Below are 15,818 nucleotides of genomic sequence, written 5' to 3'. Positions count from 1 at the left end.
CCCGCCGGTTCGACGCTAGGGAGGGCGTGTTTCGCGCACCGCACCCGCGTGTTTCCGGCAGGTGAAGACTGGCTCACGCCGGGCGCACCCGGTGGGTCTCGGTGCTGCTACTCGCCGAGCAGTTCGGGGCGGACGCGCCGCGTGCGCTCGATCTGCTGCTCGCGCCGCCACGCGGCGATCGCACCGTGGTTGCCCGAGAGGAGCACCGGCGGCACCTCGAGGCCGCGCCACGAGGACGGCTTGGTGTAGCTCGGATACTCGAGCAGGCCGTCTTCGTGGGACTCCTCGACGAGGCTCTCGGGGTTGCCGACGACGCCCGGCACGAGACGGCCGGCGGCCTCGATCATCGCCATCACGGCGACCTCGCCGCCGTTCAGCACGTAGTCGCCGAGGCTGATGAGGCGCACGCGCATGCGGGTCGCGTAGTGGTCGACGACGCGCTGGTCGATGCCCTCGTACCGGCCGCAGGCGAACACGAGGTGCTCTTCGGCGGCCAGTTCGCGGGCGATCTGCTGGGTGAAGGGCTCGCCGGCGGGCGACGGCACGATGAGCAGGGCATCGGATGCCCCGTCGCCCACGATGCCGTCGATCGCCTCGCCCCACGGCTCGGGCTTCATGACCATGCCGGCGCCGCCGCCGTACGGAGTGTCGTCGACCGTGCGGTGACGGTCGTGGGTGGCGTCGCGCAGATCGTGCGCCGTCACCTCGATGAGGCCCGACTGGCGCGCCTTGCCGAGCAGCGACAGGTCGAGCACCGAGAAGAACTCGGGGAAGATCGTGACGATGTCTACGCGCATCGGCGGACTACTCGTCGCGATCGGCCTCGGCGGGCGCCGCGGCATCCGTCTCGGCGGTCTCGACGGAGGTGGCTGCCGGAGCGGCCTCGACCGTCGCCTCGACCTCGGGAAGCTCCTCGAAGAGCCCCGGGGGCGGCGTGACGGTGACCGTGCCCGCAGCGAGATCGACCTCGGGCACGATGGCCGCGACGAACGGCACCATGACCTCGCCGCTGCCGGTCTTGACGATCAGCAGGTCTTGCGCGGGGAAGTGCTCGACGTGCGACACCTCGCCCACCCGCTCGCCGTCGCGCATGACCGCGAGGCCGATGAGCTGGTGGTCGTACCAGGCGTCGTCTTCCTGAGCCTCTTCTTCGACGTGGGAGACCCAGAGGATCGCCTTCGCGAGGCCCTCGGCCTCGGTGCGGTCGTCGACGCCCTCGAAGAATCCGACGGCGTGCCCGTTGTACCAGCGGAGCTCGCGGAGCTTCAGGCTCTTGCCGTGCCACGGCGAATCGCCGGGCACCTGCAGCGAGAACTCCGCACCCGGCACGAAGCGCCGATCGGGGTCGTCGGTGTAGAGCTCGATCTTGATGGCGCCCTTCAGGCCGTGCGCCTTCAGCAGGCGCCCGACCCGGAGCTGTGTCCCTGAGGTGTCGGCCACGTCAGTCGTCGGTGTCGACGACGTCGACGCGAACGCGGCGGCCGTCGGCGAGAGCGGTGACGAGCGTGCGGAGCGCCTTCGCGGTGCGGCCGGCGCGGCCGATCACGCGACCGAGGTCCTCGGGGTTCACATGAACCTCGAGGACCTCGCCACGTGCGCTCGACGCGGAGACGACCTTCACTTCGTCAGGGTGATCGACGATCCCCTTGACGAGGTGTTCGAGCGCGGACTGGAGCAAGGCTTTACGCCTCGTCCGTCGCGGTCTCGGCGGGAGCCTCTTCGACCTTGGCCGCAGGCTTCTCGGCCTTGGGCTTCAGCACCGGCTTCTTCTTCTCGTCGGCGACGAAGGCGGCCTTCGGCTCCGCGACCTGAACGGTCGAGACGGCGTTCTTGTCGCCCTTGAACTTGCCCCAGTCGCCCGTGAGCTTGAGGATCGCCGCGACCTGCTCGGTCGGCTGCGCGCCGACGGAGAGCCAGTACTGCGCACGGTCGGAGTCGACCTCGATGAACGAGGGGTTCTGGGTGGGGTGGTACTTGCCGATCTCCTCGATCACGCGACCGTCGCGCTTGGTGCGCGAGTCGGCGACGACGATGCGGTAGTACGGCGCACGGATCTTGCCGAGACGCTTGAGACGAATCTTGACAGCCACAATTCTCCTGAAATGTTGTGAGTTGGCGAACTGACAGCCGTGAGCGTGGGGTGCACACTCGGCGGAAGCTCAAAGGGGTTCTGCGCGCCTGATAGAGGGTCGGGCGATACAGAACTCGACTGATCATTCTTGCAGATTCCGCGCCGAAACGAGAATCGGACCGTGCCGAGCGTCCCGGCACCGGTCGCCGGCGAGGGCGTCGGCCTCGGTCAGCGTCCGGACGCCGCGTCCGCGGCGGCTGGCAGGGGCTCCCCCGAACGCGCCGTCGCCAGCCAGGCCTCGAGCCCAGCAGCGTCGATCGGGATTCCGCTGGAGAGCACGTCGTGGCCCGTCTCCGTCACGACGAGGTCGTCCTCGATGCGCACGCCGAGGCCGCGGAGCTCGGGCGGCACCGTCTCGTCGAAGGCGTGGAAGTAGAGACCGGGCTCGACGGTCAGCGCCATGCCCGGCTGCATCACGGCGCCCTGGTAGGCGGCGTAGCTCGAGCCCGCGCAGTCGTGCACGTCGATGCCGAGGTGGTGCCCCACGCCGCACACGAGGTAGCGGCGGTGCTGCTGCCCGTCGGGGGCGAGCGCCTCGTCGACCGAGACCGGCAGCATGCCCCAGTCGTGCAGGCCCCGCGCGATGACCTCCATGCTCGCGACGTGGAAGTCCGACCACGGCCGGCCGGGGCCGACGGCCGCGAGTCCGGCGCGGTGCGACGCCTCGACGAGGTCGTGCACGGCGCGCTGCGCCGAGGTGAACGTGCCGCCGGCCGGGATGGTGCGCGTGACGTCGGCCGTGTACCCCGACCGTCGCTCGACGCCGACGTCGAGCAGCAGCAGCTCTTCGGGGCTGATGGCGCCGTCGGCGCGCACCCAGTGCAGGATCGGCGCGTGGGCGCCGGAGCCGACGATCGACGCATAGCCAGGGCCGTTGCCGACCATGCGCGCGTGGCGGTCGAAGGTGCCCTGGAGCCACCGCTCGCCGCCCCACTCGATGGCCGAGGAAAGTTCGCGCGCCATCGCGGCGAAGCCCTGCTCGGTCGAGGCGACGGCGGCCGCGAGCTCGGCGAGCTCCCACTCGTCCTTGATCATGCGGAGTTCTGCGAGCACGCGCTTGAGGTCGGCCGAGCGCGGGTTCGCGGCGAGCGCAGCGGCGGCCGGCCCGACCGGGGTCGGCGCACCGACGACGAGGGTGTCGTCGCCCAGCACGAGCTCCTCGATGCGGCGGGTGCGCACGTCGAGCGCCTCGGCGTACTCTGCGAGGCCGGGCATCGGCCCGACCCACAGCTCGCCCCGGAGCGGGTCGTTGTGGAAGCCGTCGTCGCCGGGCCGGAAGGGCGCGGGCAGGTAGAGCGTGGCGTCGTGGCCGCCCGGGACCGAGTCGATCACGAGCACCGCATCCTCGATGCCGCAGCCGAGGAGCCACAGGAAGTCGCTGTCGGCGCGGAACTCGAAGCTCGTGTCGTTGGCGCGCACCGGTGCGCGGCCGGCTGCGACGGCGATGGTGCGGCCCGGCAGGGCTTCGGCGAGCCGGGCGCGGTGGTGGTGCGCGGCGAGCGCGGCGCCCGTCGGGATCACGGGAGTGCGCACGGGCGTGCCCCAGCCGCTCCGCATGGACGCGTTGAACCCCGGCGACTGCGCGAGTCGCGGCATCCGCGGGTCGCGTTCGGCCGGAGCCGGCATCGAGGATGCCGCTCCCTCGCCGTGGTCGCCCTGGTGCGCGTGGGGGTGGGCGTGGGTCGGTTCGGTCATTCCGGGTCCTTTCAGGTGCGCGGTCACGCGCGCGGAGCGTGGGCCGAGCCGGCGACGCGCCGGTCGAGGGCGTCGAACAGGCGCCCGGCGACCTTTCCGGTGTGCAGTCCGTCGTGCTCGAACTCGTTGGTGGTCCAGGCTTCGAGGCCGCCCACCCGCTCGACGGTGTCGAGCGAGATCGCGGCGTCGACGTACATGTCGTCGAGGTAGACGACCGCCTCGACGGGCACCGCGTTCGCCGCGAGCCCGGCGTGGTCGTACAAGGCGATCGGCCGATCGGTCTCGGCGAGCCGCTCGACGCCCGCACGGAAGCCGCGCAGCGCCCGCACCTCGTCGAACATCCACGGGAAGACCATCTCGCCGGTGAAGAGCAGCGGGCGGGCGTCGGAGGCGAAGTCGGGGTGCTCGGCGCGTGCCCGTTCGGCCGCCCAGGCGGTGGGTCCCGGCCCGTAGATGCTCTCCTGCAGGGCGATGAAGAGCGGGTTGCGGTCGAACGCGGTGAGTGCGCCGACGGTCGACAGGAACGTCTCGCTGATGACGGTCTCGCCGGCGTCGGCGAACGCCTCGTCGAACACCCAGTGCACCCGGTCGAAGCCCGGAGCCATGCCGAAGTCGAAGCCGAGCGTCTGCAACCGGTGCACGGTGAGCCGGTCGCCGTCGGGCAGGCGCACATCGCCGGCGTCGAGCAGGTCGGCGACCCGGGCGATGCGCTCGGCCAGGTGCGGCAGCCGCTCGGCGAATCGGCGGTTCTTCGCCCGCACGCGGGGGAAGGTGCGAGCGTAGACGCCGTCGGCCGAGGGGTCGAGGCTCGGCAGACCGCCGGTGATCGCCGAGGCCGTGATCGCCTCGGGCGCGACCGAGAGGTAGTGCAGCGTCAGGAAACCGCCGTAGCTCTGGCCGAGCGTCCACCACGGCGTGCCGTCGTAGTGGACGTGACGGAGCGCCTCGAGGTCGCGCACGATCGAGTCGGCGCGGTGCAGCGCGAGGATCCGCGCCGATTCGTCGGCGGTGAGCCCCTCGAGCTGCCGCCCCTCGAGCGGGGTCGATCGACCGGTGCCCCGCTGGTCGGGCAGCACCACCCGGAACCGGGCGAGCGCCTCGTCGAGGAACCCGTCGCGGCCGAGCGGCCTCGGCGACTTGCCGCCCGGTCCGCCCTGCAGGTAGACGAGCACCGGAAGCTGCTCGTCGCGGCGAGCCGCGTCGACGAGCTCTCGCGCGAAGATGCGGATCGTCGGCCCCTCGGGGGCGGCCCAGTCGAGCGGCACGTCGAGCCACAGCTCGCGGGCCGCGACATCCTTTCCGATGGGATACCAGGCGGCGCTCATCGGGTCGCCGTCCGCACCCGCGAGTCGAGCAGTGCGTACGTCGTGTCGACGACGAGATTGGAGACGACGACGAAGACGCCGCCGAGCAGTACGATCGCGATCACCACGGGTCTATCCTGCATGGCCACCGCCGTGACCGCGAGGCTGCCGACGCCGAGCAGACCGAACACCTGCTCGATCACGATGACGCCGCCGAGCATGAGCCCGATGTCGATGCCGAGCTGGGTGACGAGCGGCGGCATGGCGCTGCGGAACGCGTGCACGTAGGTCACCCGCCGCTCGTCGACGCCCTTGGCGCGGGCGGTGCGGATGTAGTCCTGGCCGAGCACCTCGAGCATCTGCCCCCGGGTCAGTCGCGCGTACACGGCCGCGACGACGAGTGCGAGCGTCAGCCACGGGAGCAGCAGGTGCCAGGCCCACTGCAGCGGGCTCTCGGCGAACGGCACGTACCCGCTCGGCGGGAACAGCGTGAACCCGAGCTTCGTCGGCACGAAGTAGAGCAGGTACAGCGCGAGCATGCCGAGCACGAAGGTCGGGAAGCTGATGCCGACGATGGCGAAGCCCTGTCCGAGCCGGTCGCGCACCGACCCCGGATGCTTCGCCGAGACGATGCCGATGGGGATGCCGATCGCGAGCCAGAACACCATGCCGCCGAAGACGAGCGACATCGTCACCGGGATGCGGGAGACGACGAGTTCGGAGACCGGCATGCTCGAGCGGTACGAGTAGCCGAGGTCGCCGTGCAGCAGGTTGCCGATGAAGGTCACGTACTGCTCGGTGATCGGGCGGTCGAGGCCGAGATTCGTGCGGATCTGCGCCATGAGCTCCTCGGTCGCCTTGTCGCCCGCGATGATGCGGGCCGGGTCCGACGGCGAGACGTAGAAGAGCATGAACACGAAGACGCTGAGGAGGAACAGCACGAGCACGCCGAAGGCGATGCGGGAGAGGATGAACCGGGTCATGCGCGCTTGCCCTTCGAGACGGCGGCGGGATCGAGGGCGTCGCGGAGACCGTCGCCGAGCAGGTTGAACGCGAGGGTCAGCGCGAGCAGGGCGCCGCCCGGCACGACGACCATCCACCACGCCACGAGGTAGAGGGAGCCGTTCGCGGCATCCGCCAGCATGTTGCCCCAGCTGGGTGTGGGCGGCACGATGCCGAGGCCGAGGAACGAGAGCGTCGCCTCGAACACGATCGCCGCCGGGATCATGAGCGTCGTGTAGACGATGATCGGCACGACCAGGTTGGGCAGGATGTCGCGGAACATGATCGAGGTGCGCGAGGCGCCGAGGGAGCGGGCCGCCTCGACGAACTCGCGGTGGCGGAGGGCGAGCACCTGGCCGCGGATGACGCGGGCGAGTCCGGTCCAGCTGAAGAACACGATCACGGCGATCGACAGGCTGAGGCTCGGGCCGAGCACCGACACGAGCGCGATCGCGCAGAGCAGGAACGGCACGCTCATCACGAGGTCCATCGTGCGGCTGAGCACCGTGTCGACGACCCCGCCCGAGAACCCGGCGATCGTGCCGATCGCGATGCCGATCACCGATGCCACGATCGAGGCGAGCACGCCGACGAGGATCGAGACCTGCGCGCCGTAGGCGAGGCGCACGAGCACATCGCGGCCGAGCTGGTCGGTGCCGAACAGGAACTCGGAGTTCGGCCCCACCGGAATGCCCTCGGGCGTGAGTCCGGTCTCGCGGAACTGCTCGGTCGGGCCGTGACCGGTCCACGCCGCGATCAGCGGGGCGCAGAGCGCGAACACGATGATCAGGAGGATCGCGATCATCGAGGCGATGCTCGCGGGGTCGCGCAGCAGCCGGGTGAGCGTGAGCCGACCGGAGCCGCGCGCCTGCACCTCGGTCGACGCGCGAGCCGCGGCCGCGGGGGTCTTGGGCATGAGGCTCACGAGACGACCTCCAAGGCGACGCGGTCGGCGAGGTGCTGGGCGGCAGGGTGCCCGGCCGCCGGCTGTTGCGCGCCGGTGCCGGTGACGGTCAGCGGCAGCAGGATGCGGTCGCGCGGCTCTCTCGGGATCTCGGGGGCGGCGGCAGCGAGCAGACGCCGGGTGAACGGCTGCTGCGGGTCGTTCCAGACCTCGTCGGCGGTGCCGAGCTCGACGATGCGCCCGCCCTCCATCACGGCGATGCGATCGCAGACGTGGCGGACGACGGCGAGGTCGTGGGAGATGAACAGGTAGGTGAGGCCGAGCCGGCGCTGCAGCTCGTCGAGCAGGTTGAGCACCTGCGCCTGGATCGACACGTCGAGCGCCGAGACCGGCTCGTCGAGGATCACGAGCTCGGGGTTCAACGCGAGCGCCCGGGCGATGCCGATGCGCTGCCGCTGCCCGCCCGAGAACTGCGACGGGAAGCGGTTGTAGTGCTCGGGGTTCAGCCCGACGAGCTCCATGAGCTCCTGCACCTTCGCACGTCGTTCGGCACCGCTCGCGAGCCGGTGGATGCGGAACGGGTCGCCGATGATCGAGCCGACCCGACGGCGGGGGTTCAACGAGCCGAACGGGTCCTGGAAGACGAGCTGCACCCGGCGACGCAGATCACGCCACTGGGCGCGATCGAGGTTCGCCGTCGGGGCGCCATCGAACTCGACGGTGCCCGCGGTCGGCGCGACGAGCCCGGCGATCGCACGGGCGAGGGTGGTCTTGCCGCAGCCGCTCTCACCCACGAGGCCGAGCGTCTCGCCCCGCCGCACCTCGAGCGAGATATCGTCGAGCACGACGCGCGGCTCCCCGCGACGCTGCGGGAACGTGAGCCGGAGCCCGTCGACCTTCACGATGGGGTCGTCGGGACTCGCGAGCAGGCTGGGCGGAGGGAGCACCGGCGGGTCCGGCTCCACCGGCGTCGACTCGAGCCAGCAGGCCACCTCGGTGCCGTCGTCGTAGTGGCGCACGGGCGGCTTCGAGCCGCAGATCGCCATGGCGTCGGGGCAGCGGTCGCGGAACGCGCAGCCCTCGGGCGGTGCGAGCAGGCTCGGCGGGCGCCCCCCGATGGGCACGAGCGGCGTGCCCGGCTCCCGGTTGAACGACGACGACCGCAGGAGCCCCGCGGTATAGGGGTGTGCGGGTCCGCACAGCACCGCATCGGCGGCCCCGAGTTCCATGCGACGTCCGCCGTACATGACCATGACCCGATCGGCGACGCGCGAGAGCACGCCGAGGTCGTGGCTGATCATGAGCACGGTCGTGCCGAACTCGCTGCGCATCTCGCCGAGCAGGTCGAGGATCTGCGCCTGCACGGTCGAGTCGAGGGCGGTGGTGGGCTCGTCGGCGATGATGAGCGCCGGTCCGAGCGAGAGGCCCATCGCGATCATCACTCGCTGTCGCATGCCCCCCGAGAACTGGTGCGGGTAGGCGTCGAAGCGCGCCGCGGCATCCGGAATGCGCACCCGGTCGAGCAGGTCGATCGCGCGCGCCTTCGCGGCCTTCGCGCTGACCTTCTCGTGCGCCTGGATCTGCTCGACGATCTGCCAGCCCACCGTGTACTGGGGGTGCAGGCTCGAGAGCGGGTCCTGGAAGATCATGCTGATCTCCCGCCCGCGCACCGAACGCAGCTGCTCGGGGGCGAGGGAGAGCAGGTCGCGGTCGCGGAACAGCACGGAGCCGCTGGTGCGAGCGCCGGGCACGAGGCCCATGATCGACTGCACCATCACGGACTTTCCGGAGCCGGATTCGCCGACGACGCCGAAGAACTCACCCTCGTTCACGGCGAACGAGACGTGCTGCACCGCATGCACGGTGCCGTCTTCTGTGGGGATGTCGACGGCGAGGTCGCGCACGTCGAGGAGGATCGTCATTGGGTTCCCTCGATCTGACCCGGCGGCCGGCCGAGACCGGCCGCCGGATACCTGATGATGCTGATGATGCTGATGGTTACTTCGTGAGCCAGACGTTCGTCCAGTCGCCGTTCTGGCTCTGGGCGTACGGCTCGAATCCGCCGACGCGGGCCGAGTGGTAGTTCGACTTCAGCCGGTAGGCGATGCTGACGATCGGCGCGTCGGCCATGACGGCCTCGTCGACCTGGTGCCAGAGATCGGCTGCCTCATCGGGCGTCTCCGCGGCGAGGGCCTCGGCTGCGAGCTCGTTCGCCGCGTCGCTGTCGAAGTCGACGTAGTTGTACGACTGGGGCGTGCCGTCGAAGACGAACTGCGGCTGGAACACGCTGCGCGCGGCACCGCCCTGCCAGTCGGGCGACCAGCCGACGAGCGCGATGTCCCAGGCGCCCGAACTCGCGTTGTCGCGGTTCGTCATGAAGTTCGCGTAGTAGTCGGTCGGCGGCACGGGCGTCAGCTCGACGGTGATGCCGGCGCGCTCGAGGCTCGCCTGCACCGTCTGGGCGATGTCGGGCTGCGTGCCGACGTTGCGGTACGGCATCTTGAGGGTGAGTCCATCGGGGTAGCCCGCCTCGGCGAGGAGCTCCTTCGCCTTCTCGGGATCGCCCTTGCCGCCCTCGGTCGCGTACTGGTCGGACTCCTGGTAGCCGAGGATGCCCGGGCCGAAGATGCCGTTCGTGACGCCCGCGAGGTCGGCGCCGCCCATGGTCTGCACGACGGCCGACTTGTCGATCGCGTACTGCAGCGCCTGGCGCACCTCGAGCTTGGTGAGCGCGCCCCCGTTGTTCGCCGACGCGGTGTTCATCCACATGAACTGGTCGACGCCGCCGTTCTCCATGGTCGAGAACTTCTCGTCGTTCGCGGCCTTGAGCTGCTGGATGTTCGCGGGACTCGGGGAGAGGTCGAACAGCAGGTCGGCCGAGCCGGCCTGCAGCTGCTGCATCGCGGCGTCGCCCTCGACGCCCATCGTCATCTCGATGCCGTCGACGTAGGCCTTGCGGAGCGGGTCGCTCTCGGGGTCCCACGCGGGGTTGCGCTCGAGCACGAGCTTCGCGTCGGGCGTGTACTCGGCGACCTGGTAGGGGCCGGACGACACGAAGCCGCGACGGTATTCGGGCGAGTCGGGCAGCGCGTCGAGCGCCTCGATCGGCGCCGGGTCGGCCGCGTCGAGCGAGAGCATGAACGGGAAGTCGCTCGCGGGCTCGACGAGGGTGAACTCGATGGTGCGGTCGTCGGGCGTCTGGATGCCGGCGATCTCGTTGCCCTCGATGTACTCCTTGATCGGGCCGACCTCGGGGGCGACGGCGGCGAAGCCGGTGCAGAACTCGGCCATGCCGGCGATGAGTCCCTGGAAGTAGCCGGCCAGGGCGCCCGAGATGTGCGGGTTGCAGAGTCGCTCGATGCCGCGGGCGACGTCGCTCGCGACGATCGGGCGGGCGCCGTCGGGCGCGCCCCAGGTGACGCCGTCGCGGAGGGTCACGGTGTAGGTGAGTCCGTCGGCACTCGGGGTCGGCACCTCCTCGACGAGGTCGGGCTGGAGCACGATGCGCTCGGCGGCGTCGTCGCTGGCCGCGTAGCTCAGCAGCGAGCGCGACACCGAGCGCATCACGTTGTAGGTCGGCACGTACGAGACGAGCTGCGGGTCGAGGTGGTCGACGTCGCCGTTCGCGAGCACCTTGAGGGTGCCGCCGGTCTGCGGTTCGCCGTCACCCGATTCGGCGCCGGGTGCGGTCGTGCACGCGGTCAGCATGAGCGCCGTCGAAACGGCGAGCACTGCAGCCGCGCGAAGAGTGGTTCGAGCCATGAGTCACCTTTGAGTCATTCGCTGTCCGCAAGTCGGACGACAAGCGGTTCACCGTGCTCGAGCGAGCGCTGCTCGGGGATTCCGGCGCTCGTGGCGGTCGGATCCGGGTGGCAGCTCGTCGGGTCGAGAGCTCAGAGCCGTCGGCGATATGTGACATATTACGCACTACCCGTACGATGTGTCCATGCCCGGCATCTTCGACTCGCTCCGCCTCATCGACGGCCCCGCCATCGCCGAGCGCATCACCATGCGCCAGGCCATCGACGCCCTGCAGCAGGCCCTCCGCGACGGATTCGACCCCGACGCCGACCCCGCGCGGGCGATCGTCGACGTGCGGCACGGCCAGCTCCTGCTCATGCCGTCGGACCTCGGCGCCTACACCGGCCAGAAGCTCGCGACCGTGGCTCCGGCGAACCCCGCACGCGGCCTCGAGCGCATCCAGGCGATCTACATCGTGCTCGACGCCGAGACCCTCGCGCCGGTCGCGCTCCTCGACGGCACGGAGCTCACGAGCCTGCGCACCCCGGCCGTGTCGGCCGCCGCCGTCGACGTCGTCGCCGCTCCGGATGCCTCATCGCTCGTCGTCTTCGGCACCGGCCCCCAGGGCGTGCGGCACGTCGAGGCCATGCGCGCCATCCGCCCGATCGAACGGGTGCGGTTCGTCGGTCGCGACCGGGCGAAGGCCGAGCACGCCGCGAGCCTCGTCACCGCGATCGGCCTCGACGTGGCCGTCGGCAGTGCAGCGGATGCCGCGGACGCCGAGATCATCGTCTGCGCCACCACCGCCCGCGAGCCGCTGTTCGATGCCGCACTCGTGCGCGACCACGCCGCGATCGTCGCCGTCGGCTCGCACGAACCCGACGCCCGCGAACTGCCGGGCGAGCTGCTCGGCCGCGCTCGCGTGATCGTCGAATCGCAGCGCGTGGCGCTCGCCGAGGCCGGCGACGTCATCCTCGCCATCGCCGAGGGGCACCTCTCCCTCGACGAGCTCACCACCATGGCGCAGCTGTTCGGCGGCGACGACCCCGAGGCATCCGCTCGGCCCGTCGTGATCAAGACCTGCGGCATGGGCTGGCAGGATCTCGCCGTCGCCCAGCTCGCCCTGACGAACGAACGGAACGCATGATGCACTGGAAGACCGAAGACTGGCACACCGCGGGCGAACCGTTCCGCATCGTGCTCGACGTGCCGACCTCGGGCGACACCGTCGCCGCCCGCCGGGTCGAGGCCATGACCGGCGAGGCCGACGGCGTGCGCCGGTTCCTCTGCCTCGAGCCGCGCGGGCACGACGACATGTACGGCGGCTTCATCACCCCGCCCGACGACGACGGCGCCGACTTCGGCGTGCTGTTCTGGCACAAGGACGGCTTCTCGACCGCGTGCGGGCACGGCACCATGGCGCTCGGCGCGTGGGCCGTGCACACGGGCCGGGTCGCCGCACCCGACGACGGCGAGGCCGTCGTCACGATCGACGTGCCGAGCGGGCGGGTGCAGGCGCGCGTGCAGCGCCGCGGCGGCGTCACGACCGGCGTGGTGTTCCGCAACGTCCCGTCGCGCGTGCTCGCGACGGGGATCCCGCTCACGACGAGCCGGGGCGACGTCGTCGTCGACCTCGTCTTCGGCGGGGCGGTCTACGCGACCCTGCCCGCCGCCGCGCTCGGCCTCGAGGTCACGCCCGAGCACACGACCGAGCTCATCCGCCTCGGCCGTGAGATCAAGTGGGCGCTGAACGACCACCCGGCCGCCCAGGTCGCCGACGACCGCTTGTCGGGCGTCTACGGCACGATCCTCGTCGACGACCTCGGCCGCACCGCCGACGGCCCGTGGCAGCGCAACGTCACGATCTTCGCCGACGGCGAGGTCGACCGCAGCCCGTGCGGTTCGGGCACCGCCTCCCGGGTGGCCCTGCTCGCGCACACGGGCGAGCTCGCCGACGGCGAGGTGCTCACCCACGACTCGATCATCGGCACCCGCTTCCTCGCGCGGGTGGCCGAGCGCTCGGAGGGCGCCGTCGTGCCCGAGGTCACCGGTCAGGCGTACCGTGTGGGCACATGCGAGTTCGAGCTCGACCCCGCCGACCCGCTCGCCGAGGGCTTCAGCCTGCGCTGACGGGCCCGCAACCACGAGGGTCTGCCGCACAACGTCGAGAAGGAGAACGAACATGGAATCGGCATCGCTGAGGATCACCGGCGCGCAGGTCTGGGATGGAACGGCGCAGGGGTTCGTCGACCGCGATCTCTGCATCGTCGACGGCATCGTCACCGAACGAGCGGATGCCGCGGCCGAGGTGCTCGACGCCTCCGGCGGATGGATCGTGCCCGGGCTGATCGACGCGCACTTCCACGCCTACGCCTTGAGCATGGACGGATTCGAGAACGAGCGCGGGCCGCTGAGCTACGCCGCGATCAACGGAGCCCGCCGCCTCGGCAGCGCCCTGCGCCGCGGGTTCACCACCGTCAGGGACGTGGCCGGGGGCGACCTCGGCCTGGCGCGCGCCGTCGAGACCGGCCTCTTCCGATCGCCGCGCTATCACTTCACTGGTCCTGCGCTCAGCCAGACGGGGGGCCACGGCGATCCGCGCTCCGCGCACGTCGACATCTGCTTCACCGAGGGCCACATGTGCGAAGTGGTCGACGGGGTCGACGAGCTCCGCCTGGCGGTTCGCCGTCGCCTGCGCACCGGCGCCCATGCGATCAAAGTGATGACCTCGGGCGGGGTGTTCTCCCTCACCGATCCCATCCGGATGCCGCAGTACTCCCCCGAGGAGCTGGGCGCGGTCGTCGAAGAGGCCGAGCGCCGCGGCACCTATGTCGCGGCTCACGCCTACTCGCCCGAAGCCGTCGTGCATTCCATCGAGAACGGCGTCCGCTCGATCGAGCACGGCAATCTCATCGATTCGGCGACCGCGCGACGGATGGCCGAACTCGAGGCGATCCTGGTTCCGACGCTCGCCGCCTACGACGCCATGGACCGCCGCGGCGCGGAGCTCGGCCTGAACGAGATCTCCCTGGCCAAGAACGCAGAGGTGCTCTCGAAGGGGCAGGAGGCCGTGCAGCTCGCACTGGCCGCCGGCGTGCAGGTCGGCTTCGGCAGCGATCTCATGGGAGACCTCGAGGACGATCAGCTCTGCGGCGTGCGCCTGCAGGTCGAGGCGAGCGGTGCGACCGAGACCCTGCGCTCACTGACCGAGACGAATGCCGTGCTGATCGGCGATCGACGGCTCGGCCATCTGGATGCCGGAGCGTACGGCGATGCGGTCGTCCTGGCTGCGAACCCGATCGCCGAGCCTGCCGCGTTGTGGGAGGCCGACGCGCGTCGGCACATCGTGCAGGCCGGCCGTCGCGTGGTCTGAGGAACGACTCCCCGAGCGACCGCACACCGCATCCCCCACCCGCGGCGACCGGTCGGAAGGGATGACGAATGGCCCGGGCGGGTGCGCCCGGGCCATTCGCGTACCCGTCTCGTCAGTGGATGCCGGTGAGGGTTCCCCACTCGCTCGACCGCCCCGCCTCGCTGCGACGCTGCGGAACACCCCATGGGTTGTCGTCGCGCAGCGCCTCAGGCAGCAGGGCCGCCGGCGCGTTCTGGTACGCGACGCCGCGGAGGAACCGCGTGATCGCCGCCGTGCCGACGCTCGTGGCGTCGGTCGTCGTGGCCGGGAACGGCCCGCCGTGCTGCATCGCGGCCGTCACGGAGACGCCGGTCGGCCATCCGCCGAAGAGCACGCGGCCGCTCGTCTCGGCGAGCGCCTCGACGAGGTCGCCGAGCTCGCCCGCCTCGGCATCGGTGGCATGCACGGTCGAGGTCAGGTTCCCGGGGAACAGCTCGCGGTGGAGGGCGGGCAGCGCCGCGGCATCCGGGTACCGCACGATGACCGACAGCGGCCCGAACGACTCCTCGAGGAGCGCCTCGGGCTGTGCGCGCAACGCCTCGACCGACACCTCGACGACGGTCGGCGTCACGAAGCGCTGGCCGTCCTCGTCGACCCGCACCGCGCCCTCGGCGAGCACGACGACCCCGTCGGCGCCGAGCACGGCGCCGCGGCGCTCCTCGAACGCCCGGCCGATGCCGGGGTTCAGCAGGCGGTGCTCGCCGACCGCCTCGGCAGCCTCGGCGAGTCCGCCGAGCTCGGCGGCCGCCGGCACGAAGAGGAAGCCCGGCTTCGTGCAGAGCTGACCCGCTGAGCCCGCGACGGAGGTCAGGAACCCCTGCAGCAGCTCGGGTTCGGCGGCGATGGCGCCGGGAGTCGCGTAGACGGGGTTCACGCTGCCGAGCTCACCGAAGAACGGGATCGGACGGGGCCGGGTCGCCGCGATGTCGGCGAGCAGCCGGCCGACGTGCGTCGATCCGGTGAACGCGCCCGCGCGGATGCGGTCGTCCTTCAGGAGCGCGACGCCGTTCTGCTGGCCCTCGATGAGCTGGAAGACGCCGTCGGGCATTCCCGCACCGGCGAGCGCCTCGACGACGACCTCCGCGGTGCGGCGCGAGAGCTCGAGATGCCCCGAGTGCGCCTTCACGACGACCGGGCAGCCGGCGGCGAGGGCCGCGGCCGAGTCGCCGCCTGCGACCGAGAATGCGAACGGGAAGTTCGACGCCGCGAAGTTCAGCACCGGGCCGACCGGCTCGAGCACGCGGCGCACATCGGGCCGCGGGCCGATGACGTACTCGGGATCGGCGGCGTCGATGCGCGCATCGAGGTAGGCGCCGTCGACGATCGCCTCGGCGAAGAGCCGGAGCTGGTTCGAGGTGCGCCGCACCTCACCGATGAGTCGGGGCGCAGCGAGCCCGGTCTCGCGCATCGCGATGGCGATGAGCTCGGCGGCGTTACGGTCGAGCGCGTCGGCCACGGCGACCAGCGCTGCAGCCCGGGCGCGCGGTTCGGTCGCGGCGAAGGCGCGCGCGACGGCGGCGGCCCGTTCGGCGACGCGGTCGAGGTCGGATTCGGTGGAAGTCGGCATGGGTCGGTCCGCTCTGTGCTGGAGTTCGGTCACTGCTGGAGTTCGGTCACTGCTGGAGTTCG

At 71.2% G+C, this 15,818-nt stretch carries 14 protein-coding genes; 3 read left to right on the top strand and 11 right to left on the bottom strand.

Going from position 1 to position 15,818, the window contains the following annotated elements:
• Nucleotides 1–107 precede the first annotated feature (107 nt).
• From trmD to BUR99_RS02255, 10 genes are all read right to left on the bottom strand, one after another.
• Nucleotides 108–797, bottom strand: a complete 690-nt coding sequence (gene trmD, locus BUR99_RS02300) for a tRNA (guanosine(37)-N1)-methyltransferase TrmD (protein WP_074258740.1) — start codon at nucleotides 795–797, stop codon at nucleotides 108–110.
• A gap of 7 nt (nucleotides 798–804) precedes the next feature.
• On the bottom strand, nucleotides 805–1,440 hold the full coding sequence (gene rimM / locus BUR99_RS02295; protein ID WP_074258739.1) for a ribosome maturation factor RimM: 636 nt from the start codon (nucleotides 1,438–1,440) through the stop codon (nucleotides 805–807).
• Nucleotide 1,441: 1 nt separating this feature from the next.
• The gene (locus BUR99_RS02290; RefSeq protein ID WP_022891825.1) at nucleotides 1,442–1,678 is read right to left on the bottom strand and encodes an RNA-binding protein; all 237 of its coding nucleotides are present in this window, start codon (nucleotides 1,676–1,678) and stop codon (nucleotides 1,442–1,444) included.
• 4 nt (nucleotides 1,679–1,682) lie between these two features.
• Nucleotides 1,683–2,090: a 30S ribosomal protein S16 gene (gene rpsP, locus BUR99_RS02285; RefSeq protein WP_056009615.1), complete on the bottom strand. Its 408-nt coding sequence runs from the start codon at nucleotides 2,088–2,090 to the stop codon at nucleotides 1,683–1,685.
• A gap of 209 nt (nucleotides 2,091–2,299) precedes the next feature.
• Entirely contained in the window at nucleotides 2,300–3,826 is a 1,527-nt protein-coding gene (locus BUR99_RS02280) for an aminopeptidase P family protein (RefSeq protein WP_327077869.1), read from the bottom strand.
• Nucleotides 3,827–3,849: 23 nt separating this feature from the next.
• Nucleotides 3,850–5,151 (bottom strand): alpha/beta fold hydrolase, encoded by a 1,302-nt coding sequence (locus tag BUR99_RS02275; protein ID WP_074258738.1) that lies wholly within the window; start codon nucleotides 5,149–5,151, stop codon nucleotides 3,850–3,852.
• Nucleotides 5,148–6,113 carry an ABC transporter permease gene (locus tag BUR99_RS02270; protein ID WP_074258737.1) on the bottom strand — a complete coding sequence of 322 codons (966 nt, stop codon included), beginning with the start codon at nucleotides 6,111–6,113 and terminating at the stop codon, nucleotides 5,148–5,150. The genes BUR99_RS02275 and BUR99_RS02270 overlap by 4 nt, the downstream gene beginning before the upstream one ends.
• Nucleotides 6,110–7,048 (bottom strand): ABC transporter permease, encoded by a 939-nt coding sequence (locus BUR99_RS02265; protein ID WP_074259426.1) that lies wholly within the window; start codon nucleotides 7,046–7,048, stop codon nucleotides 6,110–6,112. The genes BUR99_RS02270 and BUR99_RS02265 overlap by 4 nt, the downstream gene beginning before the upstream one ends.
• Before the next feature lie 5 nt (nucleotides 7,049–7,053).
• Complete coding sequence (locus BUR99_RS02260) at nucleotides 7,054–8,958, bottom strand: ABC transporter ATP-binding protein (RefSeq protein ID WP_074258736.1); 1,905 nt, start codon at nucleotides 8,956–8,958, stop codon at nucleotides 7,054–7,056.
• Nucleotides 8,959–9,034: 76 nt separating this feature from the next.
• Nucleotides 9,035–10,798: an ABC transporter substrate-binding protein gene (locus BUR99_RS02255; RefSeq protein ID WP_074258735.1), complete on the bottom strand. Its 1,764-nt coding sequence runs from the start codon at nucleotides 10,796–10,798 to the stop codon at nucleotides 9,035–9,037.
• Between the two features lie 184 nt (nucleotides 10,799–10,982).
• Here BUR99_RS02255 and BUR99_RS02250 point away from each other — a divergent pair, with 184 nt between their 5' ends.
• From BUR99_RS02250 to BUR99_RS02240, 3 genes are read left to right on the top strand one after another with little or no spacing between them, the layout of a single operon-like run.
• Complete coding sequence (locus BUR99_RS02250) at nucleotides 10,983–11,924, top strand: ornithine cyclodeaminase family protein (protein WP_074258734.1); 942 nt, start codon at nucleotides 10,983–10,985, stop codon at nucleotides 11,922–11,924.
• A complete protein-coding gene (locus tag BUR99_RS02245) occupies nucleotides 11,921–12,907 on the top strand; it encodes a proline racemase family protein (protein ID WP_074258733.1) in 987 nt (328 codons plus the stop codon). Before BUR99_RS02250 ends, BUR99_RS02245 begins: the two co-directional genes overlap by 4 nt.
• 52 nt (nucleotides 12,908–12,959) lie before the next feature.
• On the top strand, nucleotides 12,960–14,150 hold the full coding sequence (locus BUR99_RS02240; protein WP_074258732.1) for a metal-dependent hydrolase family protein: 1,191 nt from the start codon (nucleotides 12,960–12,962) through the stop codon (nucleotides 14,148–14,150).
• 112 nt (nucleotides 14,151–14,262) lie between these two features.
• Here the strand turns inward: BUR99_RS02240 and BUR99_RS02235 are convergent, their stop codons facing one another.
• Nucleotides 14,263–15,756: an aldehyde dehydrogenase (NADP(+)) gene (locus BUR99_RS02235; protein WP_074258731.1), complete on the bottom strand. Its 1,494-nt coding sequence runs from the start codon at nucleotides 15,754–15,756 to the stop codon at nucleotides 14,263–14,265.
• Nucleotides 15,757–15,818: the final 62 nt, after the last annotated feature.

The sequence above is a fragment of the Agromyces cerinus subsp. cerinus genome (assembly GCF_900142065.1).
Classification (GTDB): domain Bacteria; phylum Actinomycetota; class Actinomycetes; order Actinomycetales; family Microbacteriaceae; genus Agromyces; species Agromyces cerinus.
Note: the sequence above shows the minus strand (reverse complement) of the source record. Positions and strands in the feature narration are given on the sequence as shown.